Annotated in this window: 19 protein-coding genes; 4 read left to right on the forward strand and 15 right to left on the reverse strand. The window is 70.6% G+C overall.

What is annotated here, in order from left to right:
• Nucleotides 1-34 precede the first annotated feature (34 nt).
• From M1203_RS18220 to rsmH, 15 genes are all read right to left on the reverse strand, one after another.
• Entirely contained in the window at nucleotides 35-331 is a 297-nt protein-coding gene (locus tag M1203_RS18220) for a YggT family protein (protein WP_129766844.1), read from the reverse strand.
• 91 nt (nucleotides 332-422) lie between these two features.
• Entirely contained in the window at nucleotides 423-1,034 is a 612-nt protein-coding gene (locus M1203_RS18225; RefSeq protein ID WP_249950786.1) for a cell division protein SepF, read from the reverse strand.
• A 123-nt stretch (nucleotides 1,035-1,157) separates the two neighbouring features.
• Nucleotides 1,158-1,877: a YggS family pyridoxal phosphate-dependent enzyme gene (locus M1203_RS18230; RefSeq protein ID WP_249950787.1), complete on the reverse strand. Its 720-nt coding sequence runs from the start codon at nucleotides 1,875-1,877 to the stop codon at nucleotides 1,158-1,160.
• Nucleotides 1,878-1,884: 7 nt separating this feature from the next.
• A complete protein-coding gene (gene pgeF, locus M1203_RS18235) occupies nucleotides 1,885-2,613 on the reverse strand; it encodes a peptidoglycan editing factor PgeF (RefSeq protein ID WP_249950788.1) in 729 nt (242 codons plus the stop codon).
• On the reverse strand, nucleotides 2,610-3,821 hold the full coding sequence (gene ftsZ, locus M1203_RS18240; protein ID WP_249950789.1) for a cell division protein FtsZ: 1,212 nt from the start codon (nucleotides 3,819-3,821) through the stop codon (nucleotides 2,610-2,612). Before ftsZ ends, pgeF begins: the two co-directional genes overlap by 4 nt.
• A 276-nt stretch (nucleotides 3,822-4,097) precedes the next feature.
• Nucleotides 4,098-4,901, reverse strand: a complete 804-nt coding sequence (locus M1203_RS18245; RefSeq protein WP_249950790.1) for an FtsQ-type POTRA domain-containing protein — start codon at nucleotides 4,899-4,901, stop codon at nucleotides 4,098-4,100.
• A gap of 22 nt (nucleotides 4,902-4,923) precedes the next feature.
• On the reverse strand, nucleotides 4,924-6,018 hold the full coding sequence (gene murG / locus M1203_RS18250) for an undecaprenyldiphospho-muramoylpentapeptide beta-N-acetylglucosaminyltransferase (protein WP_030353511.1): 1,095 nt from the start codon (nucleotides 6,016-6,018) through the stop codon (nucleotides 4,924-4,926).
• A 6-nt stretch (nucleotides 6,019-6,024) separates the two neighbouring features.
• Nucleotides 6,025-7,536 carry a putative lipid II flippase FtsW gene (gene ftsW / locus M1203_RS18255; RefSeq protein ID WP_249950791.1) on the reverse strand — a complete coding sequence of 504 codons (1,512 nt, stop codon included), beginning with the start codon at nucleotides 7,534-7,536 and terminating at the stop codon, nucleotides 6,025-6,027.
• 80 nt (nucleotides 7,537-7,616) lie between these two features.
• Entirely contained in the window at nucleotides 7,617-9,041 is a 1,425-nt protein-coding gene (gene murD / locus M1203_RS18260) for a UDP-N-acetylmuramoyl-L-alanine--D-glutamate ligase (RefSeq protein WP_249950792.1), read from the reverse strand.
• The gene (gene mraY / locus M1203_RS18265; RefSeq protein WP_030353508.1) at nucleotides 9,023-10,093 is read right to left on the reverse strand and encodes a phospho-N-acetylmuramoyl-pentapeptide-transferase; all 1,071 of its coding nucleotides are present in this window, start codon (nucleotides 10,091-10,093) and stop codon (nucleotides 9,023-9,025) included. Before mraY ends, murD begins: the two co-directional genes overlap by 19 nt.
• Nucleotides 10,090-11,520: a UDP-N-acetylmuramoyl-tripeptide--D-alanyl-D-alanine ligase gene (gene murF / locus M1203_RS18270; RefSeq protein WP_249950793.1), complete on the reverse strand. Its 1,431-nt coding sequence runs from the start codon at nucleotides 11,518-11,520 to the stop codon at nucleotides 10,090-10,092. The genes mraY and murF overlap by 4 nt, the downstream gene beginning before the upstream one ends.
• A 4-nt stretch (nucleotides 11,521-11,524) precedes the next feature.
• On the reverse strand, nucleotides 11,525-13,267 hold the full coding sequence (locus tag M1203_RS18275) for a UDP-N-acetylmuramoyl-L-alanyl-D-glutamate--2,6-diaminopimelate ligase (RefSeq protein ID WP_374403300.1): 1,743 nt from the start codon (nucleotides 13,265-13,267) through the stop codon (nucleotides 11,525-11,527).
• Between the two features lie 17 nt (nucleotides 13,268-13,284).
• Complete coding sequence (locus tag M1203_RS18280; RefSeq protein ID WP_249950794.1) at nucleotides 13,285-15,258, reverse strand: penicillin-binding protein 2; 1,974 nt, start codon at nucleotides 15,256-15,258, stop codon at nucleotides 13,285-13,287.
• 4 nt (nucleotides 15,259-15,262) lie between these two features.
• Nucleotides 15,263-15,853 carry a hypothetical protein gene (locus M1203_RS18285; RefSeq protein WP_249950795.1) on the reverse strand — a complete coding sequence of 197 codons (591 nt, stop codon included), beginning with the start codon at nucleotides 15,851-15,853 and terminating at the stop codon, nucleotides 15,263-15,265.
• The gene (rsmH, locus tag M1203_RS18290; protein WP_249950796.1) at nucleotides 15,850-16,806 is read right to left on the reverse strand and encodes a 16S rRNA (cytosine(1402)-N(4))-methyltransferase RsmH; all 957 of its coding nucleotides are present in this window, start codon (nucleotides 16,804-16,806) and stop codon (nucleotides 15,850-15,852) included. The genes M1203_RS18285 and rsmH overlap by 4 nt, the downstream gene beginning before the upstream one ends.
• Nucleotides 16,807-17,257: 451 nt before the next feature.
• On the opposite strand from rsmH, the gene M1203_RS18295 reads away from it, so the two are divergent.
• From M1203_RS18295 to M1203_RS18310, 4 genes are all read left to right on the forward strand, one after another.
• Complete coding sequence (locus M1203_RS18295; RefSeq protein ID WP_374403304.1) at nucleotides 17,258-17,884, forward strand: beta-class carbonic anhydrase; 627 nt, start codon at nucleotides 17,258-17,260, stop codon at nucleotides 17,882-17,884.
• 210 nt (nucleotides 17,885-18,094) lie between these two features.
• On the forward strand, nucleotides 18,095-19,138 hold the full coding sequence (locus M1203_RS18300) for a MoxR family ATPase (protein ID WP_249950798.1): 1,044 nt from the start codon (nucleotides 18,095-18,097) through the stop codon (nucleotides 19,136-19,138).
• Nucleotides 19,138-20,496, forward strand: a complete 1,359-nt coding sequence (locus M1203_RS18305) for a DUF58 domain-containing protein (protein WP_249950799.1) — start codon at nucleotides 19,138-19,140, stop codon at nucleotides 20,494-20,496. Before M1203_RS18300 ends, M1203_RS18305 begins: the two co-directional genes overlap by 1 nt.
• Nucleotides 20,493-22,934 carry a DUF3488 and transglutaminase-like domain-containing protein gene (locus M1203_RS18310; RefSeq protein ID WP_249950800.1) on the forward strand — a complete coding sequence of 814 codons (2,442 nt, stop codon included), beginning with the start codon at nucleotides 20,493-20,495 and terminating at the stop codon, nucleotides 22,932-22,934. Before M1203_RS18305 ends, M1203_RS18310 begins: the two co-directional genes overlap by 4 nt.
• Nucleotides 22,935-23,012: the final 78 nt, after the last annotated feature.

Below are 23,012 nucleotides of genomic sequence, written 5' to 3' on the forward strand. Positions count from 1 at the left end.
ACGTAGTCGTCGGCAGTCGGCAAGACCGTATCGTTCACAATCCCCTCGCCAGGTTGCTCACAAGCGTGATCAGGATGTAAACGATGATCATCAGAACGAAGAAGGACAGGTCGAGTGCCACGCCCCCGAGACGCAACGGCGGGATGAACCGCCGCAGAAGCTTGAGCGGTGGATCCGTGACAGTGTAGGTGGCCTCCAGAACGACCACCATCGCCTTGCCGGGCTGCCATGAGCGGGCGAACTGGAAGACGTAGTCCATGACCAACCGGAAAATAAGCACGATGAGGAAGCACATCAGCGCGATGTAAACCACCTGTAGTGCGACGCCCATCCCGCTGCTTCCCTCTCCCCTGGCTCACTCTGGTCCGGCCGTCCGCCGGGTCTTTCCCGCCGTTCGACCGGGTCGTTCCCGGTGCTGCTTCCTAGCTCTGGTTGAAGAACCCGCCCTCTGCGATGCGGGCCTTGTCCTCCGCCGTGACATCGACGTTAGCAGGAGACAGCAGGAACACCTTCTGGGTCACTCGCTCAATGCTGCCATGGAGACCGAAGACAAGTCCCGCGGCAAAGTCGACAAGTCGCTTCGCATCGGTGTCGTCCATCTCGGTCAGATTCATGATCACCGGGGTGCCCTCACGGAAGTGTTCCCCGATAGTACGGGCCTCGTTGTAGGTCCTCGGGTGCAGCGTGGTGATGCGGTAGGGCTCCCGCTCGGACACAACCTTGGGCATGATCACCGGTGCGTTCTTCTCCAGGCTCGGACGTTCAGGTGTGATGGACGCCACGGGGGCGATTCGGGCGGGACGTCCGCTTTCTGCCGCTAGGGACACCGGCTCACGTTCGCGCTGCGCGGGCGGCTGGGCCATCCGCACCGGCTCTTCCCGCTCCGGCTGGCGCACGGGCTGGTGACGCCGGTGATCCCGTTCGGGCTCCGGCTCGGGTTCGAAATCGTCGTCGGGGTCGAAGCCCCGGCCGTCGTACCCATCGTCCTCCACGAGGCCGAGGTAGACCGCCATCTTGCGCATCGCGCCGGCCATGCTCTGAGTCCTCCGCTCTGTGGTGGATCGGCCTCGTCACCAAGTGCCCGCGATCCACGAGGTCTGTCCGCTTTTTGGCGAAATGACCATATTTTCTGCTGTGGTCCGACTTGCTTCGCGACGTTACCCGAGGCTGGGTCGGACTCCGAGTACCGCCGTACCGACGCGTACATGTGTCGCACCGGCCTTCACGGCGTCCTCAAGGTCCGCACTCATCCCTGCTGAGACCATGTTCGCAGCCGGATGGTCCGCGCGCAGGCGGGATGAGAATTCCAGCAGCCGCTCGAACGCCGCCTGTTGCCGTCCCGCGTACGGTCCGGCGAGCGGCGCCACGGTCATCAGACCGCCGAGCCGCAGTCCTGGTGCACCGGCCACCGCCGTGGCCAACTCCTCGATTCCGTCGGGTGCCGTGCCGCCCCGCTCACCTCGTTCGCCGGACTCGGCGTCGAGGGCGACCTGAATCAGACAGATCAGCTCACGCTCCGCGCGCACCGCGGCGGCGGAGAGTGCCGAAACCAGCTTGATCCGGTCGACAGACTGCACGACTTCGGCGTAACTGGCTACGGAACGAGCTTTGTTCGTCTGCAATTGACCAACAAAGTGCCAGGTCAGCGACAAATCCGCGCAGGCGGCGGCCTTGGGGGCGGCGTCCTGGTCCCGGTTCTCGGCGACCTGCCGCACGCCGAGTTCATGGAGGAGCCGGACATCGCTCGCGGGGTAGGTCTTGGTGACCACGATCAGGGTCACGTCCTCCCGCGGACGTCCGGCGGCGGCGCAGGCGGCGGAGATACGTTCCTCCACCATCGCCAGATTCTCGGCGAGTTCGGTCTTCCGATCCTTCATGTGCTTATCAGTCCAGCCAGACATAACCGGCGAGCCGTCCGGTGGTGCGGTCGCGGCGGTACGAATAGTGGTCGTCCGACTCCAGTGTGCAGACCACCGAGCGCTGCCGGTCCCGGACCCCGAGCGCGTCGAGCTGGGCATGGACTCCGGCGACGACATCCACGGCCGGGGTGGACCAACTGGTCTCGGAGTGGGCCTCCGGTACGACGGCGGCGACCTCGTCCCGCATCCGCTCGGGGACTTCGTAGCAGCGACCGCAGACGGCCGGTCCGGTACGGGCGGTGATCCGGGACGGCTCCGCGCCGAGTGTGATCATCGCCTCGACGGCGGCCGGTACGATCCCCGCGACCAGACCGGGCCGGCCCGCGTGGGCGGCGGCCACGATCCCGGCGACCGGGTCGGCCAGCAGCAGCGGAACGCAGTCCGCGGTGAGTACGGCGAGTGCCAGTCCGTGCCGCTGAGTGACGATCGCGTCGACGGCCGGGATGTCCGCGCGCGTCCAGGGCCCGTCGACCACGGCCACTTCGCGGCCGTGCACCTGATTCATCCAGACGACCCGCGCGGGGTCGAGTGCCAGGGACTTCGCGGCGAGTTCGCGGTTGGCGCCTACGGCCCCGGGGTCGTCGCCGACCGCGCCGCCGAGATTGAGCTGATCATACGGAGCGGCGCTCACCCCGCCCCACCGGTCGGTGAAGGCGAAGTGCGCGCCGCTCCGTGTTTCGTGCTGCCGTATCACTTCAAGAAGTCCGGGACGTCCAGTTCCTCGGCCTGACTGTCCTGGTACGGACGGGCCGGGGGAACCTGCGGCGGGTTCACCGGGGAGAGCGGCTTCTCGTTGACCGTCGGGATGGGCTCGGGCTTGGCCGGGCCGTCCTCGCGCGGCGGTACGGTGCCCAGTCCGCCGGAGCGGCCGGTGTCCGAGGACCGGGAGGGCGACGGCTGCTCGTCGCGCTTCGCGGAGCCCGCGCCGAGTACGGTCTCGCGCCGGGTCGGCGGCTGGCCGCCGTCGAAGCCGGCCGCGATCACGGTGACCCGCACCTCGTCGCCCAGGGCGTCGTCGATGACGGCGCCGAAGATGATGTTGGCCTCGGGGTGGGCCGCCTCGCTGACCAGCTGCGCCGCCTCGTTGATCTCGAAGAGACCGAGGTCGCTGCCGCCGGAGATGGAGAGCAGGACACCGCGGGCGCCGTCGATGGACGCTTCGAGGAGCGGCGAGGAGATCGCCATCTCGGCGGCGGCCACCGCGCGGTCGTCGCCGCGGGCCGAGCCGATACCCATGAGCGCGGAGCCCGCCTCGGACATCACGGACTTGACGTCGGCGAAGTCGAGGTTGATCAGGCCGGGGGTGGTGATGAGGTCGGTGATGCCCTGGACACCCGACAGCAGCACCTGGTCCGCGGACTTGAACGCGTCGAGGACGCTGACCTGGCGGTCCGAGATGGACAGCAGCCGGTCGTTGGGGATGACGATGAGGGTGTCGACCTCTTCGCGGAGTTCGGCGATGCCGTCCTCCGCCTGGTTCGCGCGACGGCGGCCCTCGAAGGTGAACGGGCGGGTGACCACACCGATCGTGAGGGCGCCCAGCGAGCGGGCGATATTGGCGACGACGGGCGCGCCGCCGGTGCCGGTGCCGCCGCCCTCGCCGGCGGTGACGAAGACCATGTCGGCCCCCTTGAGGACCTCCTCGATCTCCTCGCGGTGGTCCTCTGCCGCCTTGCGGCCGACTGCCGGGTTGGCTCCGGCGCCGAGTCCGCGGGTGAGTTCACGGCCGACGTCGAGCTTGACGTCGGCGTCGCTCATCAACAGGGCTTGCGCGTCGGTGTTGATCGCGATGAACTCGACGCCCTTGAGGCCGACCTCGATCATTCGGTTGATGGCATTGACACCACCGCCGCCGACACCGATGACCTTGATGACTGCGAGGTAGTTCTGCGGTGCTGCCACGTCGAAGGCCTCTCGCCTCGAGTTACGTGTCGTCGCTTCGCTGATGTGGCGCCGCGACGACTGATGCCGATGGGACGGTCCGAAACGCCGACCCAAACCCTCACGTTGAAGTTCAGGGTTACCAGTGTGTCCGCTTCTTGGACTCTTCCGAACAGGACACTAAGTCGACAAGTGGCGCACGTTCAACGAACACGCCGAACCTCCCGTTTTTCTTTTCACCCTATGTGATCACCCATAGCGCTGACCAACCAGGGTGCTGGCCAGCACATATGCGCGTCAACTCCCCGACGCCGCAGGCGCGGTGGGTGCGCTCACATCGAAGTGCCCCGCCGTGGGGACGGCTTTCATGAGAGCCGTGAGCGCACGCGCCTTGGCCGTACCGTCCTCTCCGCTTCCCCACATCACCGTACGGCCGCCGGTCAGCTCCAGGGAGATCGAGTCGTACGAACGGACTCGTACGACCCTGATGTTCCCGGCCACTTTCTCCGGCAGTTCGGCGTGGACCCGTACCGCTTCACGCGTCAGCCGCTCTGTTCCGAAGCGTCGCGTCGCGGCCGACCGGTCCACCGCCAATTCGAGGAGGGGGACATCCTTGGGCGCCTTCTCGACGGTGGCGAAACGCACCCCTCCGGCGTCCACTTCGATGAACTTTGCTCCATTTTTGAGAAGCAGCACGGGCTTTCGTTCGATCACTTTCAGCCCGATGTCGTTCGGCCATGAACGCACCACCTCGACCGAATCGATACGCGGCAGCTTCCGGCGGAGCCGTGCCTCAATCCCGTCCGTGTCGACGGAAATCAGCGGAGCCCCGACCGGCACGTCGGCGGCGGCCACCACCTCGGCGCGGGTGAGCGCGTCGGTGCCCGAGGTGTTCACCTTCTCGATCCGCAGCCACGAGGAGCCGTACAGCGCCCAGATGCCGCCGGCGACCAGCAGGGCCGCGGCGAAGAACACGATCAACACACGGGAGGAGACACGGAGGCGGGGGAGCCCGAACCGGCGGCCCGGCGGCCCCTCGTCGGGGCGGCCGGACTCCGACCGCGGTCGGGCGCCACGCTCGGCGGTCGTCGGTCCGGCCACGCTCCCCTGCCTCCCTGCGCCGCTACGCCTGGCGGCGTGCGGCGATCGCCTCGTACACCATTCCTACGAGCAGATCATCAGCGTCCCGACGGCCGAACTCGGAGGCCGCGCGGGACATCTCGTACAGCCGGTGCGGATCGGCGAGCACCGGGAGCACATGGCTCTGGACCCACTCGGGGGTCAGTTCGGCGTCGTCGACCAGCAGTCCACCGCCGGCCTTCACCACCGGCTGGGCGTTGAGCCGCTGTTCACCGTTGCCGATCGGCAGCGGTACATAGGCGGCCGGCAGTCCGACGGCGGAGAGTTCGGCGACGGTCATCGCGCCCGCGCGGCAGAGCATCATGTCGGCCGCGGCGTACGCGAGGTCCATCCGGTCCACATACGGTACCGGGATATAAGGCGGCATTCCGGGCATGTTGTCCACGCGCGGCATTTCATTCTTCGGACCGACCGCGTGCAGGATCTGGATTCCGGAGCGCTGGAGCACCGGCGCGATCTGCTGGATCACCTCGTTGAGCCGGCGCGCGCCCTGGGAGCCGCCGGAGACGAGCAGTGTCGGCAGATTGGGGTCGAGCCCGAACGCCGCGCGCGCCTCGGGGCGTACCCGGGCCCGGTCGAGGGTGGCGATGGTGCGGCGCAGCGGGATGCCGATGTAGCGGGCGCCGCGCAACTTGCTGTCCGGGGTGGAGACGGCCACACCGGCCGCGTACCGCGAGCCGATCTTGTTGGCCAGTCCGGGCCTGGCGTTGGCCTCATGGACGATGATCGGCACGCCGAGCCGTTTGGCGGCCAGATAGCCGGGCAGCGCGACATAGCCGCCGAAGCCCACCACACAGTCCGCCTTGGTGCGCTCCAGGATCTGCTCGGCGGCCTTGATCGTGCCGCGCAGCCGCCCGGGGACGGTGATCAGTTCGGGCGTGGGTTTGCGCGGCAGCGGTACGGCGGGGATCAGCCCCAGTTCGTACCCCCGCTCCGGTACGAGCCTGGTCTCCAGTCCGCGCTCCGTGCCGAGGGCCGTGATCCCCACGGTGGGGTCCTGCCTGCGCAGGGCGTCCGCGAGGGCGAGCGCGGGCTCGATGTGGCCGGCGGTCCCCCCACCGGCGAGTACGACATGCACCGAAATTCACCGCTCTCCGGACGGACGCTTCTTGACGCGCCGTCTCATCGTCTTCCATCTCACCCCGGGCCGTCGCATGGCCAGGGCCGCTTTCGCGGCGGGATCCTCTCGCGCGAACGCGATCAGCAGCCCGATAGCGAACATGGTCGGCAGCAGGGCCGACCCTCCGTAGGAGAACAGCGGGAGCGGGACTCCGGCGATCGGCAGCAGGCCGAGCACCGCACCAATGTTGATCACGGCCTGCACCGTGATCCAGGTGGTCACACCTCCCGCGGCGTACCTCACGAAGGGATCCTCCGTGCGTCCGGCCACGCGGATACCCGCATAGCCTAGAGCCGCGAACAGTGCGAGTACCGACAGCGTCCCCGCCAGACCCAGTTCCTCCCCGGTGATGGCGAAAATGAAGTCGGTGTGCGGTTCGGGCAGTTGACCCCACTTTTCCACACTCGCGCCGAGGCCGGAACCGAACCATCCGCCGGAGGCCAGCGCGTAGATCCCGTGGACCGCCTGCCAGCACTCCCCGTCCGGGCCCAGATCGATCGCGCCGACGCAGGCGAACCGGGACAGCCTGTTCTCGCTGGTCTTGATGAGCGCGAAGCTGATCACCCCGGCGACCGCCAGCACCCCGGCGAAGAGCCGGGTGGGGGCGCCGGCCAGCCAGAGCAGTCCGAAGAGGATCGCCGTGAGGATGATCGCGGTCCCCATGTCGCCGCCGAGCATGATCAGTCCGAGCAGCAGCAGGGCGACCGGGACGAACGGCACCAGCAGATGTTTCCACTGGGTCAATAGCCGCTTGTCGTGTTTACGGGCAAGCAGATCAGCACCCCAGAGGATGAGCGCCAACTTGCCGAACTCACTGGGCTGGAGCTGGAACGGGCCGCCCAGATAGATCCAGTTCTGGTTGCCGTTGACGGAACGCCCTATCCCCGGGATCTGGACGAGCGCCATCAGGAAGACCGTCCCGACCAGGACGGGGTACGAGAGCGCGCGGTTGAGCTTGATCGGCATCCGGGAGGCGAGCAACAGCAGACCGGTGCCGAGGACCACCGCGAGGAACTGCTTGCGGAAGAAGTACGTGGAGGGCAGCGACAGCTGGAGCGCGTAGATCATCGACGCGGAGTACACCATCACCAGACCGAGCACGGTGATCAGCAGACCGCTGCCGAGGATCAGGTAGTACGCGGTGAGCGGCCGGTCCCAGGCGCGCCGCATCCGTTCGAAGAAGCGCCGGGGGCCACCACGCGGCCGACGGGGGGCGCCGCTCCTGCCGCCTCCGCGCCGGGCCCTGGGCGGCTGCCCCACGGCGGCTCCGGCGGCCCGGCCGCGCAGCACGAGCCCGGTCAGGCTCCTCGCGCGGGCGTCCGCACCGGCGTGCGCGCTCTCCTCGGGGGTGTCCACGCCACCCGGCGCCCCCGCGAGAGCGGGAGCGCCCGGAAGTGCGCCCAGGTAGCCCCAGCCGCGCCGGACAGGCCCCGGCGCGGGCCGCGGATCTCGGTCCCCGGTGTCGTCGGCCGGCATCGTCGCTGTCCCCTCCAGTCGTGCCTGGCGCGGCTGGCGCGGGTGGTCAGTGGGCTGCGGCCTGCTGCTGCGACACCGGGTCAGGCGTGCTCGGCGGCGAGGGCGTGAACCGCGTCCGCGAACGCCTCGCCCCGCTTGTTGTAGTTGACGAACATGTCCATCGAGGCGCAGGCCGGGGCCATCAGAACCGTGTCCCCCGGCTGCGCGAGCCGTGCCGCTTCGCGGACCGCGGCCGACATCGCCCCAGTGTCGGTCCGGTCGAGGTCCACGACCGGGACTTCGGGGGCGTGTCGCGCGAGGGCTTCCCGGATGAGCGCGCGGTCCTTGCCGATCAGCACCACACCGCGCAGCCGCTTCGCGGACGCCCCGACGAGTTCGTCGAAGGTCGCGCCCTTGGCGAGACCGCCCGCGATCCAGACGATCGGGTCGTACGCGGCGAGCGACGCCTCGGCGGCATGGGTGTTGGTGGCCTTGGAGTCGTCGATGTAGGTGACGCCCGCGACCTCCGCGACCCGCTCGATCCGGTGCGGGTCGGGGCGGAAGGCGCGCAGTCCGTCGCGTACGGCGGCCGGCTCGACGCCGTACGCGCGCGCCAGCGCGGCGGCGGCGAGCGCGTTGGCGATGTTGTGCGGGACGGGCGGGTTGACGTCGGAGACGTGGGCGAGCTCCTGGGCCCGCTCCCGGCGGTTCTCGACGAAGGCGCGGTCGACCAGGATGCCGTCCACGACGCCGAGTTGGGACGGTCCCGGGGTGCCGAGGGTGAAGCCGATCGCGCGGCAGCCCTCCTCGACATCGGCCGCGCGCACCAGGTCCTCGGTGGCCGGGTCGGCCACGTTGTAGACACAGGCGACGCTGTTGCCCTCGTAGATCCGGCCCTTGTCGGCGGCGTACGCCGCCATGGAGCCGTGCCAGTCCAGATGGTCGGGCGCGAGGTTGAGCACGGCGCCGGAGTGGGCGCGCAGGCTCGGCGCCCAGTGCAGCTGGTAACTGGACAGCTCCACGGCGAGTACGTCGTATGTCTCCTCGCCGGTGACCGCGTCCAGCAGCGAGACACCGATATTGCCGACGGCGGCCGTACGCAGCCCCGCGGCGGCCAGGATCGAGGCGAGCATCCTGACGGTCGTCGTCTTGCCGTTGGTGCCGGTGACGGCGAGCCAGGGGGCCGCGCCGGGCCCGCGCAGCCGCCAGGCCAGCTCGACATCGCCCCAGATCTCCACCCCGGCCGCCTCGGCGGCCAGGAAGAGCGGCTTGTCCGGCTTCCAGCCGGGGGCCGTGACAACGAGTTCGGTCGCCTCGGGCAGCGTCGCCCCGTCGCCGAGACGGACGGTGACGCCCAGCTTCTCCAGCTCGGCGGCCTGGGCGCGGGCCCGCTCGTCGTCGCCGTCGTTGACGACGGTGACCTCCGCGCCGAGTCCGTGCAGCACCCGGGCCGCCGGGATCCCGGAGACCCCGAGACCCGCGACGGTGACCCGCTTGCCCTGCCAGTTCACTTCTCGGCCGCCCACCCTGCGTAGAAGAGCCCCAGACCCACGATGACGCACATGCCCTGGATGATCCAGAACCGCACCACCACAAGGACTTCGGACCACCCCTTGAGTTCGAAATGGTGCTGGAGCGGCGCCATCCGGAAGACGCGCTTGCCGGTCATCTTGAACGAACCGACCTGGATGACCACGGACATGGTGATCATCACGAACAGGCCGCCGAGGATGGCCATCAGGAACTCCGTACGGGAGCAGATCGCCAGACCGGCCAGCGCGCCGCCGAGCGCGAGCGAACCGGTGTCCCCCATGAAGATCTTGGCCGGTGAGGTGTTCCACCACAGGAAGCCGAAGCAGGAGCCCATCAGCGCCGAGGCGACGACCGCGAGGTCCAGCGGATCCCGTACCTCGAAACAGGCGTTGGGGTTGGTCAGGGTCGTCGCGTTGGCACAGGACTCCTGGAACTGCCACAACCCGATGAAGGTGTACGCGCCGAAGACCATCACCGAGGCGCCGGTGGCGAGACCGTCGAGACCGTCCGTCAGGTTCACACCGTTGGACATCGCGAGAATCATGAACAGCGCCCAGACCACGAACAGCACCGGGCCGATCGACCAGCCGAAGTCCGTGACGAACGACAGCTTGGTGGAGGCGGGGGTGTTGCCGCGGTAGTCGGCGAACTGGAGCGACAGCACCGCGAAGGCGATACCGACGATCAGCTGGCCGGCCATCTTCGCCTTGGCCCGCAGGCCCAGCGACCGCTGCTTCACGATCTTGATGTAGTCGTCGAGGAACCCGACGAGCCCCATCCCGGCCATCAGGAACAGCACCAGCACACCCGAGAAGGTCGGGTCCTCACCGGTGATCACCTTCGCCAGGGCGTACGCGATGAGCGTGGCCAGGATGAAGGCGATGCCGCCCATGGTGGGCGTGCCCTTCTTGCTGCCGTGCGTGCGCGGGCCGTCGTCCCGGATGAACTGCCCGTATCCCTTGCGGGCCAGGAGCTTGATCAGCAGCGGGGTGCCGATCAGGGTCAGGAAGAGCCCGATGGCTCCCGCGAAGAGGATCTGCCTCATCGGCCGGCGACCTCGCCCTCGGTGGCGTTCTCAAGCAGTGCCAGGGCGACTCGCTCAAGACCGACCGACCTCGAAGCCTTCACCAGCACGACGTCTCCCGGACGCAGTTCACTGCGCAACAGGTCGACCGCCGCCTGCGCGTCGGACACGTGCACCGACTCCTCACCCCACGAACCCTCGTTGTAAGCGCCCAATTGCAGCCAGGACGCTTCCCTGCCCCCGACTGCCACGAGCTTGCTGACGTTGAGCCGGACGGCGAGCCGTCCGACCGCGTCGTGCTCGGCGAGCGATTCGTCACCCAGCTCGGCCATCAAGCCGAGCACCGCCCACGTACGGCCCCCCGTGGCCCGTGAGGCACCACCCATGGCGACCAGCGCGCGGAGCGCCGCTCTCATGGATTCCGGGTTCGCGTTGTAGGCGTCGTTGACGATCGTCACGCCGTCCGAGCGCTCGGTGACCTCCATACGCCAGCGGGAGAGGGTTCCCGCCTCGGAGAGCGCCACGGCGATCTCGTCGACGGACATGCCCAACTCATGGGCGACGGCGGCCGCGGCGAGCGCGTTCGACACGTGGTGCTCACCGTACAGCCGCAGCGTCACGTCGCTGCACCCGGAGGGTGTTCGAAGCCGGAAAGCGGGCTGTCCGGTCTCGGTGAGGCGGACGTTCTCTGCCCGTACGTCTGCTTCGTCTGACTCTCCGAACAGGACGGTACGGGCCTTGGTGCGGGTGACCATCGCGCGGACGAGCGGGTCGTCGGCGTTGAGCACCGCCACCCCGCCCTCGGCCGCGGACGGCAGGGACTCGACCATTTCCCCCTTGGCCTGGGCGATCTGCTCCCGGCCGCCGAACTCGCCGATGTGGGCGGTGCCGACGTTCAGGACGAGACCGATGCGGGGCGGGACGAGTCCGGTGAGGTAGCGGATGTCGCCGATGTAGCGCGCGCCCATTTCGAGGACGAGGTAGCGGGTGTCCTCGACCGCCCGCAGAGCGGTCACCGGCAGGCCGATCTCATTGTTGAGATTGCCCTCCGGCCAGATCGTGGGCGCGCTGCGCTGGAGCAGCTGGGCGATGAGGTCCTTGGTGCTGGTCTTGCCGGCCGAGCCGGTCAGCGCGACGGTGGTGGCGCCGAGGCGCTCCACGACGGTACGGGCGAGGGCGCCGAGGGCGCGTACGACGTCGTCCACGACGATCGCGGGCACCCCGACGGGGCGGGTGGCCAGTACGGCCACCGCGCCCGCCTCGACGGCGCCGCGCGCGTAGTCGTGGCCGTCGACGCGCTCTCCGGCGAAGGCGGCGAACAGGCTGCCGGTCTCCACCGCGCGGGAGTCGTAGACGACGGATCCGGTGACGCGGACGGCCGGATCCGGTATGTCGTGCGGCTGCCCGCCGACGATGGCGGCGATCTCGGCGAGAGAGAGGGCGATCACTGGGTCATCCCTGACTGTTGTTCTCGTGACGGTGCTCATGGCCGGGCTCACGGCCCGGCCGGTGGCGGAGGGAGCGCTCGATGGCCTCGCGCAGGACCCGACGGTCGTCGAAGGCGCGTACCACCCCGGCGATGTCCTGGCCCTGCTCATGCCCCTTGCCCGCGACCAGTACGGTGTCGTCGTCCTCGGCCAGCGCCACCGCGGCGGCGATGGCGGAGGCCCGGTCGGCGTCGACCAGGACGTCCCCGCGCTCATGGATCGGCACCTCCGCGGCGCCCGCGAGCATGGCGGCGAGGATGGCGAGCGGGTCCTCGCCACGCGGGTTGTCGGAGGTCAGTACGGCGGTGTCGGCGAGCCGGGCCGCCGCCGCGCCCATCGGGCCGCGCTTGTTCCTGTCGCGGTCGCCGCCGCAGCCGAGGACGATGTGCACCTTGCCCTTGGTGACCTTGCGCAGCGAGCGCAGGACCGATTCGACGGCGTCCGTCTTGTGGGCGTAGTCGACGACGGCGAGATACGGCTGACCCGCCTCCACCCGCTCCAGCCGGCCCGGCACACCGGGGACGGCGGCGATCCCGTCGGCCGCGGTGTGCGGGTCGATCCCGGCGACGGCGAGGGTGACGATCGCGGCCAGGGTGTTGGCGACATTGAACGGTCCCGGCAGCGGTGCCTCGGCCCGTACCCGCTCGCCCTTGGGGCCGATCGCGGTGAAGGTGGACCCGTGCGAGCCGACCTCGACGTCCTCGGCGCGCCAGTCGGCGTCCGGGTGGCCCTCCGCCGAGAACGTGATGACCGGGACGGTCGCCTCCGAGACGAGCCGGCGGCCGTACTCGTCGTCGAAGTTCACGACGCCGATCCTGCTGCGCTCCGGGGTGAAGAGCCGCGCCTTCGCCTGGAAGTAGTCCTCCATGCCGGAGTGGAACTCCATGTGCTCCGGGCTGAGGTTGTTGAAGACGGCGACATCGAACACACAGCCGTCGACCCGGCCGAGCACCAGGGCGTGGCTGGAGACCTCCATCGCGACGGATTCGACACCGCGCTCGCGCATGACGGCGAAGAGCGCCTGGAGGTCGGTGGCCTCGGGGGTGGTGCGCTCCGACTTGATGCGCTCGTCCCCGATGCGCATCTCGACGGTGCCGATCAGACCGGTACGGCGGCCGGCGCCGCGCAGTCCGCCCTCGATGAGATACGCGGTGGTGGTCTTGCCTGAGGTGCCGGTGATCCCGATCTGAAGGAGATCCCTGCCGGGGTGTCCGTAGATCTCGGCCGCGAGCTGTCCCATACGGCCGCGCGGGTCCGGCACGACCAGGACCGGCAGGCCGGTGGCGGCGGCGCGCTCGGCGCCCGCCGGGTCCGTCAGGATCGCGGCGGCCCCGAGGTCGGCGGCCTGGGCGGCGAAGTCGGCGCCGTGGAAGCGGGCGCCGGGGAGTGCGGCGTACACGTCACCCGGGCGTACGGCGCGCGAATCGTGGGTGATGCCGGTCGCTTCCCCGGGGCCCCTCACCTCCCCCGGATCCGGTGCCTCGGCGCCCAGCCGGGCCGCCAGCTCCGCGAGGGAGGTCGGGCGTACCCGGTCCGGACGGGGCGTCCCCGGATGGTTCACAGGGGCGTCCTTCGGGGTGGTTCGGTACTGATCAGCTTGTGGCACGGCGGTGAGCGTACCGGGCTCCGCGGGCCCTGAGCCACGTGAGGGGGACTGGTGCGCGGGGGGTTCCGGGTGGTTCCCGGAATCGGGGGTGATGGTTGTCACTGGGGCTTTCCCTGGGGTCACTCGCCGGGTTTGAAGGTGACCGGCAGCCGGGCGGGTTTACTGCCGGTCGGTTCGACCTGCAGGGTCTTGAGAGCGAACTCCATGACCTTCTTGTAGATGGGTCCGCAGATCTGTCCGCCGAAGTAGCTGCCCTTGGTGGGGTTCTGAATGGCGCAGTAGACGGTGATCTGCGGGTCGTCGGCGGGCGCGAAGCCGGCGAAGGAGGCGGTGTAGCCCTTGTAGACGCCGAGCTTCGGGTCGACCCGGTTGGCCGTACCCGTCTTGCCCGCGACGCGGTAGCCGGGGATGGCGGCCTTGGTGCCGGTCCCCTCCTCGTTGCCGACGACCGACTCCAGCATGGTGGCGACCGTCTTGGCGGTCCGCTCGCTCACCACGCGGGTCTTCTTGGGCGCGGGGGCGGCGGTGAAGCGGCCGTCGGGGCCTTGGGTGCCGCGGACCAGGGTGGGTTCGATCCGTACGCCACCGTTGGCGATGGTCGAGTAGACCGAGGCGGCCTGCATCGCGTTCAGGGAGAGTCCCTGGCCGAAGGGGATCGTGTACTGCTGTGAGGTGGACCAGTCCTGCGGCTCGGCCAGGATGCCCTGGGTTTCGCCGGGATAGCCGAGACCGGTGGGCCGGCCGATGCCGAACTTGCTCAGATACGAGTGGAGGACCTTGTTGGCCTCGGGCTGTGTCCTGCCGAGCTGGCCGGTCGCCAGGATGGTGCCGATGTTGCTGGACTTGGCGAGGACGCCGTTGAGGGTCAGGTTCCAGGTGGGGTGGTCGATGTCGTCCTTGAAGAGCCGGTCCCCGCGGTGCAGCCGGTTCGGGACCACCACATGGGTGGCGGGGGTGGCCACCTCCTCCTCCAGTACGGCGGCCATCGACATGACCTTGCTGGTGGAGCCGGGCTCGTACACGTCCTGGAGGGCCGCGTTGCCCATGGCGGCGGCGTTGGCGGCGGAGACGTCGTTGGGGTCGAAGCCGGGGGCGTTGGCCATGGCGAGCACCTCGCCCGTCCGGGTGTTCTGGACCACCACATAGCCGCGGTCCGCCTTGGACTCCTTCACCTGGTCGGTGATGGCCTGCTGGGCGGCCCACTGGATGTCCCGGTCGATGGTCAGCTCGATGTCGGAGCCGGGCACGGCGGGGGTCTCGTGGGAGCTGGCGGTGGGGACGCGGCGGCCTCCCGACTGGGCGTAGGTGACCTTTCCGTCCTCGCCTGCCAGCTGCTTGTCCAGCATGGATTCGACACCGCCCGCGCCGCGGCCCGCGGCGTTGACGTACCCCAGTATCCCGGCGGCGAGATCGCCGTTGGGGTACACGCGCTTGCTGCTGGCCTCCTGGAGGACGCCCGACAGCACACTGACGACGGTGGCCTTCCCCTTGGACGCCCTGCTCGCCTTGCTCGCCTTCTCGGCGAGTACGCGCTTGAGGTCCTTGATCTGGTTCCAGACCTGCGGGGTCTGGCGGCGTGCCAGCACGGTGTAGCGGGGAGAGTCGGGGGTCCTGAGCTTCTTCACGATGTCGGCGCTCTGCGCCCCCAGGATCGGGGCGAGCAGCGCGGCGGCCTGTTCGGGGGCGTCCGGGACCTTGGTGAAGTCGGCGGTGAACATCGACGGGTCGGCGGTGATGTCGTACGCGTCGACGCTGGTGGCGAGGGCGATCCCGGAGCGGTCGGTGATCTTCCCGCGCTCGGCCGCGATCGTGTGGCTGAGGTAGCGGCTCTTCTCCGCCTTGGCGGCGTACGCGCTGGCGTCGATCGCCTGCACCTGGAGGAGCCGTACGACGAACGCCAGCATGACGAGGGTCAGTCCGAGGCTGACCAGCCGCAGCCGTGGGCGGGGGCTGCCGAGCCTGATCTGCCGCGAGGAACGGGACCCGGGCGGCGGGCGGCGCGCGGCGGGCCGGGACGCGGGGCGGGACCGTCCGTCGTTCCCGGAGCGCGCGGGCTTGGGCACCCGGCGGCGCGGGGGTTCCTGGGAGGGCACTGGGTCACCTGCCGGGGGTCGTCGGGGCCGGCGTGCCGGATGCCGGTACGGGGACCGGCTCGGGGGTCTCGCGCGCGGTGAGGGAGGGGAACGTCGAGGGGAACGGGAGCGGGGACGGGGCGGCCGTGTCGGAGGGCGCGGGCAGCAGCGACGGGACCTCCGCGGGCGTGCCCTCCTCCATGGGGGAGGGCTGTCCCTGCGACTGGGCCGACGGCTGGGCGGAGGGCGACGCCCCGGCGCCGGGCACGCCGCGGACCGTACCGTCCGGATTGAGGAATGCGGGGCTGCCGCCGGGCACCATGCCCAGCTCACGGGCGCGCCGCTCCAGGGCGTTCGGCGCGGAGCGGTCGTCCACGTCCCGTTGGAGTGCCTGCTCCTCGTCGGTGAGGTCGGTCGTCCGCTTCTTGAGTTCGCTCAGCTGGAACGAGCCCTCGTTGAGGGAGGAGTTCAGCAGCAGCAGGGTGATCAGCCCGCCGCCGAGGAGCAGCACGACCAGCAGGACGAAGGGGGTGCGCGCCGCCGAACTTGTGCCGGAGGGCATCAGCTGGGCGAGCCGCGCGGCCCGCCCCCTCAACTGCTTGGCCGGTCCGCTCACAGAGCGTCCTCCCGGATCCGCTGCGCCCCCCGCAGCCGCGCCGGAGCCGCGCGGCGGTTCTCCGCGATCTCTTCCTCCGTGGGCAGTTCGGCGCCGCGAGTGAGGAGCCTCAGCCGGGGCTGGTAGCGCTCGGGTACGACGGGCAGGCCGGGCGGCGCGGTGTTGGTGGCCCCGGCCGCGAAGACCTGCTTGACGAGGCGGTCCTCCAGCGAGTGGTACGAGAGGACGGCGATCCGGCCGCCGACGGCGAGGGATGTCACGGCGGCCGGAATGGCCCGCTCCAGGACGGACAGCTCGCCGTTGACCTCGATACGCAGGGCCTGGAAGGTGCGCTTGGCGGGGTTGCCGCCGGTGCGCTTGGCGGCCTGCGGGAGGGCGTCGCGGATCAGTTCGACCAGCCGGGCGCTGTGCGAGAAGGGCTCCTTCTCGCGCTCCCTGACCACCGCGGAGACGATCCGCTTGGCCTGCTTCTCCTCGCCGTACGCGCGCAGGATCCGGACCAGCTCGCCGGGCGGGTAGGTGTTGAGGACCTCGGCGGCGCTGACTCCGGACGACTGGTCCATGCGCATGTCGAGGGGGGAGTCCTGGGCGTAGGCGAACCCGCGCTCGGCCTCGTCCAGTTGCATCGAGGAGACGCCGAGGTCGAAGAGCACGCCCTGGACGCGGGGGATCTCCAGCCGGGCGAGCACGTCGGGCAGTTCGTCGTAGACCGCGTGGACGAGGGTGGCGCGGTGGCCGAACGGGGCGAGCCGTTCGCCGGAGAGCCGCAGCGCCTCCTGGTCGCGGTCGAGCGCGACCAGCCGTGCGGCGGGGAACGTGGAGAGCAGGGCCTCACTGTGTCCGCCGAGACCGAGGGTGCAGTCGACCACGACCGCGCCGGGCTCGGCGAGAGCCGGGGCCAGCAGGTCGAGGCACCGCTGGAGCATCACGGGAACATGGCGGACCTGATTCACACGGACCCCTCGCGGCGTGCGCGGCCTTCATGAAGGCCGTGGGCCCGGGGGGCGTCCGTACGACGTTCCGCGGGCGCGCGGCTCTCCATGACTCGCTCGCTGCGCTCGCTCATGCGCCCTCTCAGATCCGGCGCGGCCGTACGTACCGCCGGGTCCCCGCCCGCTCAGAAGGGGAGGTGGTCCGCCGGCGCCGGAAGAGGCGTCGACCGACCGCCGAGCGGGAGGAGGCCGAGCCGCACGTACGCCGCGACATGCGGGAATATTGTGGTGGGTTCGGAATGTGTCCGGGATGTGTCCGTGAACTTCGCGTCACTTTAGTCCACTCGTCCTTCCGGTCAATCAACCGGTCAGCGCGTCGCGCGGGTCACTCACCACAAGACCATAAACAGCACAATTCACCCACTCGGCCTCGCCGGACTCACCCGTGTGGGTTAGCTCACACCAGGCCACGTTGACGTTCTTTGTCCCCTCCCACAGCGGGCTTCACGGCGCGGCGACGACTACCGTCATAGGTATGTCGACTTCCGCACACTCCCCCGCAGAGCCCGTTCCGGCTCCCGCCGGCGCGGCCCGCACCGGCGGGACGGTCACCGACCGGCTCATCGACGCCAACCTCCTCTACGCCGCCGGGTTCAACGACCCCGGCATGGACGCGCGCCCCGTACTGCGGGTCGCCGTGGTCGCCTGCATGGACGCCAGGCTCGACCTGCACGGCGCGCTCGGGCTCTCCCTGGGCGACTGCCACACCATCCGCAACGCGGGCGGTGTAGTCACCGACGACGTCATCCGCTCCCTGACCATCAGCCAGCGGGCGCTGGGCACGCGCAGCGTCGTGCTGATCCATCACACCGGCTGCGGCCTGGAAAGCCTGACCGAGGAGTTCCGGCACGACCTGGAAATGGAGGTGGGACAGCGGCCCGCCTGGGCCGTGGAGGCCTTCCGCGATGTCGATCAGGACGTACGGCAGTCGATGCGGCGAGTAAGGACCTCGCCCTTCCTGCCGCACACCGACGATGTCCGCGGTTTCGTCTTCGACGTGAAGACGGGCCTGCTGCGGGAGATCGACACCGACGCCTGAGCGCCACCGTCGGACAGGTCATCACGAGATAACCAGCAAACCCGACATATCGCGCCCACTTATCCACAGGCGGATGACACGAAGCGGTAACGGCAACAACAATGCGTGTGGGACACCGTTCCGGAGCCATCCGGAAACGGTGTCCGTGTTTCGGGGTGGGCCGGGCCGTCTGATGAGCATCGGCCCGAGGAAAGGGCCGAGGAGGGCCGGGTGACGACCTATGACGATCGAGCGAGCCTCACAGATCTGACCACCACAGCGGAGCGGGTGCGCGCGTCGGTGGAGGGTGTGATCGAGGGCAAGCCGGAGGTCGTACGGCTTTCGCTGACCGTGCTGCTCGCCGAGGGACATCTTCTGATCGAGGATGTCCCCGGCGTGGGCAAGACCATGCTGGCCAAGGCGCTGGCGCGCTCCATCGACTGTTCGGTGCGGCGCATTCAGTTCACCCCCGACCTGCTGCCTTCGGACATCACCGGAGTGTCGATCTTCGACCAGCAGCGACGGGACTTCGAGTTCAAACCGGGCGCGATATTCGCCCAGATCGTGATCGGCGACGAGATCAACCGCGCCTCGCCCAAGACCCAGTCGGCGCTGCTGGAGTCCATGGAGGAGCGCCAGGTCACCATCGACGGGCAGACCTATGAACTGCCCGACCCCTTCATGGTGGTGGCCACCCAGAACCCGGTGGAGATGGAGGGGACGTATCCCCTGCCCGAGGCGCAGCGCGACCGCTTCATGGCCCGGGTCTCGATCGGCTATCCCAGCGCGGAGGCCGAGTTGCAGATGCTGGACGTGCACGGCGGGATATCCCCGCTGGACGACCTCCAGCCGGTGGCCCACGCGCACGACATCGTGAAGCTGATCGACGCGGTGCGCACGGTCCATGTCGCCGAGTCCGTGCGGCGGTACGCGGTCGAGCTGGTCGGGGCGACCCGTAACCACCCCGACCTCAGACTCGGCGCCTCGCCGCGTGCGACGCTCCATCTGCTGCGCGCCGCGAAGGCCGCGGCGGCGCTGAGCGGACGGGACTACGCGCTGCCGGACGATGTGCAGTCCCTGGCGACGGCGGTGCTCGCGCACCGGCTGCTGCCCACGGCCCAGGCGCAGCTGAACCGCCGTACCGCCGAGCAGGTCGTGCTGGAGATACTCCAGCGCGTCCCGGTGCCGACGGCGGGCGGCGGCCAGGTCCCCGGGCGCCAGACACCGGGCGCCGGACCGCTCTACGGCCAGCAGCCCGGGGTACGGCGCCTGTGATGACACCCGGGGGGCCGGTGGCCGAGAGCGGCGAGGACAAGGGCGGGGCGCGGGCCGCGCTGTCCGGACTGACCACGCGCGGCCGGTCGTTCCTCGCGGCCGGGGTCGCGGCGGCTGTCTGCGCCTATGTCCTGGGCCAGTCGGATCTGCTGCGCGTGGGGCTTCTGCTCGCCGTGCTGCCGCTGCTCTGCGTGGGGGTCCTCTACCGCACCCGCTACCGGGTCGCGGGCAGCCGGCGGCTGTCGCCCTCCCGGGTGCCCGCGGGCTCCGAGGCGCGCGTGCAGCTGCGGATGGACAACGTCACGCGGATGCCCACCGGGCTGCTGATGCTCCAGGACCATGTGCCGTACGTGCTCGGCCCGCGCCCCCGGTTCGTGCTCGACCGGGTCGAGCCGGGCGGTCGCCGCGAGGTGTCCTACCGGGTCCGCTCGGATCTGCGCGGGCGGTATCCGCTGGGACCGCTCCAGCTGCGGCTGAGCGACCCCTTCGGGATGTGCGAGCTGACCCGCTCGTTCAGCGCGTACGACACCCTGACCGTCGTTCCGCGCACCGAACCGCTGCCACCGGTACGGCTCGGGGGCGAGGCGTCGGGGTACGGCGAGGGGCGGCAGCGCTCGCTGTCACTGGCCGGTGAGGACGATGTGATCCCCCGCGGCTACCGGCACGGCGACGATCTGCGCCGGGTGCACTGGCGCTCGACGGCCCGCTACGGCGAACTGATGGTGCGCCGTGAGGAGCAGCCGCAGCGGGCCAGATGCACGGTGCTGCTGGACACCCGGCGAAGCGCCTACCAGGGCGCGGGCCCCGACTCCGCCTTCGAATGGGCGGTGTCGGGCGCGGCCTCCGCCCTGGTGCATCTGCTCGAACGCGGCTTCGCGGTACGGCTGTTGACGGACACCGGCAGCTCGATGCCCGGCGAGGGCGCCGACGGCTTCGCGGGGGCGACCCAGGAGTCCGCCGACTCGGCCGGACTGATGATGGACACCCTCGCGGTCGTCGAGCACTCCGACAGCGTGGACCTCTCCCCCGCGTACGCGGTCCTGCGCGGCGGCACCGAAGGACTGCTGGTCGCGTTCTTCGGCGATCTGGACGAGGAGCAGACGGCGGTGGCGGCCCGGATGCGGCAGCGCAGCGCCGTGGCCGTCGCCTTCGTACTGGACAGCGCCGGCTGGACGCAGGGCGCCGGACCCGCCGGGACCGTCGAGGACCGGCTGCGGCAGCTGCGCGAGGCCGGGTGGACGGCGCTCGCCGTGCCCTCGGGGGCCGCGCTGCCCGAGCTGTGGCAGCAGGCCGCGCGGCAGCGATCGGAGTCGGCCGTCACGGGCGGTACGACAGGCTTCTCCGGAGGTTGGTCATGAGCGGTAGCGGAAGGCTGGCGCTGTGCGCTTTCGCCGCCACGCTGATGGCGGCGGGCGCACTGCTGCCGCTGGTCCAGTCCACCGCCTGGCTGCTGCACGCCGGGATCATGCTGGCGGTCGTCGGCGGGGTCGGCGCGCTGACCCGTCGGGTGCCGCTGGCCAGGACCCTGACCGTCGCGCTCCAGGGCCTGGCCGCCCTGCTGATGCTCACGGTGGTCTTCGCCCCGGACCAGGCGCTGCTCGGCATCGTGCCCACCCCCGAGGTGTTCGCGCAGTTCGGCCGGCTGCTCACCGAGGGCGGCGACGACGTCGGGCGGTACGCGATACCGGCGCCCGCGACCGACGGCATCCGGCTGATGCTGATCGGCGGCGTGCTGGTGATCGGGCTCGCGGTGGACGCGATCGCGGTGACCTTCCGCGGCGCGGCCCCGGCGGGACTGCCGCTGCTGGCGCTCTACTCGGTCGCGGCGGGGCTCTCCGGCGGCGCCGGGGGCTGGCTGTGGTTCCTGCTCGCGGCCGGCGGCTACCTCCTGCTGCTCCTGGCGGAGGGCCGGGACCGGCTGTCGCAGTGGGGCCGGGTGTTCGGCGGGGCGCCGCGCGCGCCGGGCCGGTTCTCGTCCGGCTCCGACGCCTCGGGCGGGCGCGCCCCGGTCCGTACCGGACGCCGGATCGGTGTGGTGGCGCTGGGTGTCGCGCTGGTGGTCCCGGCCGCCCTGCCCGCGCTGGACGGCGGCCTGCTGGCCGGCACCGGCGCAGGGAACGGCTCGGGGGTGGGCGGTGGGGGCACGATCTCCGCCGTCAACCCGCTGGTCTCGCTCCAGGACAATCTGAACCAGCCGGAGGACCGCGAGGCGCTGCGTTACCGGACGAACGCGCCCGACACCCAGGACATGTATCTGCGGATCATGGCGCTGGACAAGTTCGACGGCACGTCCTGGCGGTTCTCGCAGCGCAAGGTCGAGGACGTACCCGACCGGCTGCCCGGCTCCCCCGGGCTGGGCCCCGGGATCAGCACGACCGAGGTCAGGACCAATATCTCCGCCGCCGAGTGGTACCGGCAGAACTATCTGCCGATGCCCTACCCGGCGACCCAGGTGGACGTCGAGGGGCGCTGGCGCTTCGAGCCCGCGGGCAGGACGCTGGTGGGCGACCGCGGACAGTCGACGCGCGGCGTGCGGTACGAGGTCTCCAGCCTGCTGGTGAACCCGACCCGGGAACAGCTCGCCGCGGCGCCCCCGGCGCCGTCGTCCCTGCGCCGTGAGTACACCGAGGTCCCTGCGGTCCTGCCGGACGTGGTGAAGTCGACGGCGCTCGATGTCACCGAGGGCGCGGCCAACGACTACGAGAGGGCCGTCAGGCTCCAGGACTGGTTCGCGCTGGACGGCGGCTTCACCTACAACACCGAGGTGGACTCGGGCACCGGCGTCACGGCGATCACGCGGTTCCTCAGGAACAAGGAAGGCTTCTGCGTCCACTTCTCCTTCGCGATGGCCGCGATGGCCCGGACGCTGGGCATCCCGGCGCGGGTCGCGGTGGGCTTCACGCCGGGCACGCCGCAGCCGGACGGCAGCGTGTCCGTCGGGCTGCGTGACGCGCACGCCTGGCCCGAGCTGTATTTCGAGGGCGTCGGATGGACCCGGTTCGAGCCGACGCCGAGCCGAGGCAGCGCGCCCGACTACACCCGCGAGGACGCGCCGTCGGACGGGCCGAGCGACGCGGCCCAGCCCGACGCCGGCGCCACGACCGCCCCGTCGGCGGAGCCGTCGGCCTCGGACAGCTGCCAGGCGCAGTCGCCCCAGGCGGCCGAGTGCGGACCGGTCGCTCCCGGCGCCGCCGTGCCGCCGACGGACCCGGGGTTCCCCCTGAAGACCGTGGGGTGGATCCTCCTGGGCGGGCTGGCGGTGGTGGCTCTGCCGCTGCTGCCGCTGCTCTGGCGGACCAGAACCCGGGCCCGGCGGCTTGGCTCCGCCGGGCGGCTGGGCTCCGCCGGGCGCGCCCCGGCGGACGCGACGGCCCGGACGCTGATGGCCTGGCGGGAGATCACCGATACGGCCTGGGACCACGGTGTGCCGCCCGACGAATCAAGAACGCCGCGGAAGGCGGCGGAGCGCATCGTGCGGCTTGGCCGGCTGGAGGGAGCGGCGGCCGAGGCGGTGCACCGGGTGGCCGGTTCCGTGGAGCAGGTGCTGTACGCGCCCGAGCCACGGCCGGGTACGGGCCTCGCCGACGACGCCCGGCGGGTCCGGGAGGGGCTGGGTGCCTCGGTCGGCCGCTGGACCCGGCTGCGGGCACTCCTCGCGCCGCGCTCGTCCGTACGGGTGGTCTGGGCCGCCTCGAAGCGCTGGACGTCCCTGACGGCCCGCTGGAGCCCCCAGCGGCTCTCGGGGGCCACCCGAGCGGTCACCGCGCGCTGGCGCCCCTCGCGTCAGCGGGGCTGAGCGGTACGTGGTCGTACGGCCGCGCGGCGCCGAAGGGGCGCCGTGCAGCCGCCCGGGAACGACTCAGGGACGCGGAAA

The organism is Streptomyces sp. 35G-GA-8 (assembly GCF_023534745.1).
Classification (GTDB): Bacteria; Actinomycetota; Actinomycetes; order Streptomycetales; family Streptomycetaceae; genus Streptomyces.

Excerpts from the sequence above, each read along its gene's own strand:
- M1203_RS18220 (WP_129766844.1), bottom strand. The coding sequence starts at position 331 with ATGGGCGTCGCACTACAGGTGGTTTACATCGCGCTGATGTGCTTCCTC.
- M1203_RS18225 (WP_249950786.1), bottom strand. The coding sequence starts at position 1,034 with ATGGCCGGCGCGATGCGCAAGATGGCGGTCTACCTCGGCCTCGTGGAG.
- M1203_RS18230 (WP_249950787.1), bottom strand. The coding sequence starts at position 1,877 with ATGAAGGATCGGAAGACCGAACTCGCCGAGAATCTGGCGATGGTGGAG.
- ftsW (WP_249950791.1), bottom strand. The coding sequence starts at position 7,536 with ATGCCGGCCGACGACACCGGGGACCGAGATCCGCGGCCCGCGCCGGGG.
- mraY (WP_030353508.1), bottom strand. The coding sequence starts at position 10,093 with ATGAGGCAGATCCTCTTCGCGGGAGCCATCGGGCTCTTCCTGACCCTG.
- M1203_RS18305 (WP_249950799.1), top strand. The coding sequence starts at position 19,138 with ATGACACCCGGGGGGCCGGTGGCCGAGAGCGGCGAGGACAAGGGCGGG.
- M1203_RS18310 (WP_249950800.1), top strand. The coding sequence starts at position 20,493 with ATGAGCGGTAGCGGAAGGCTGGCGCTGTGCGCTTTCGCCGCCACGCTG.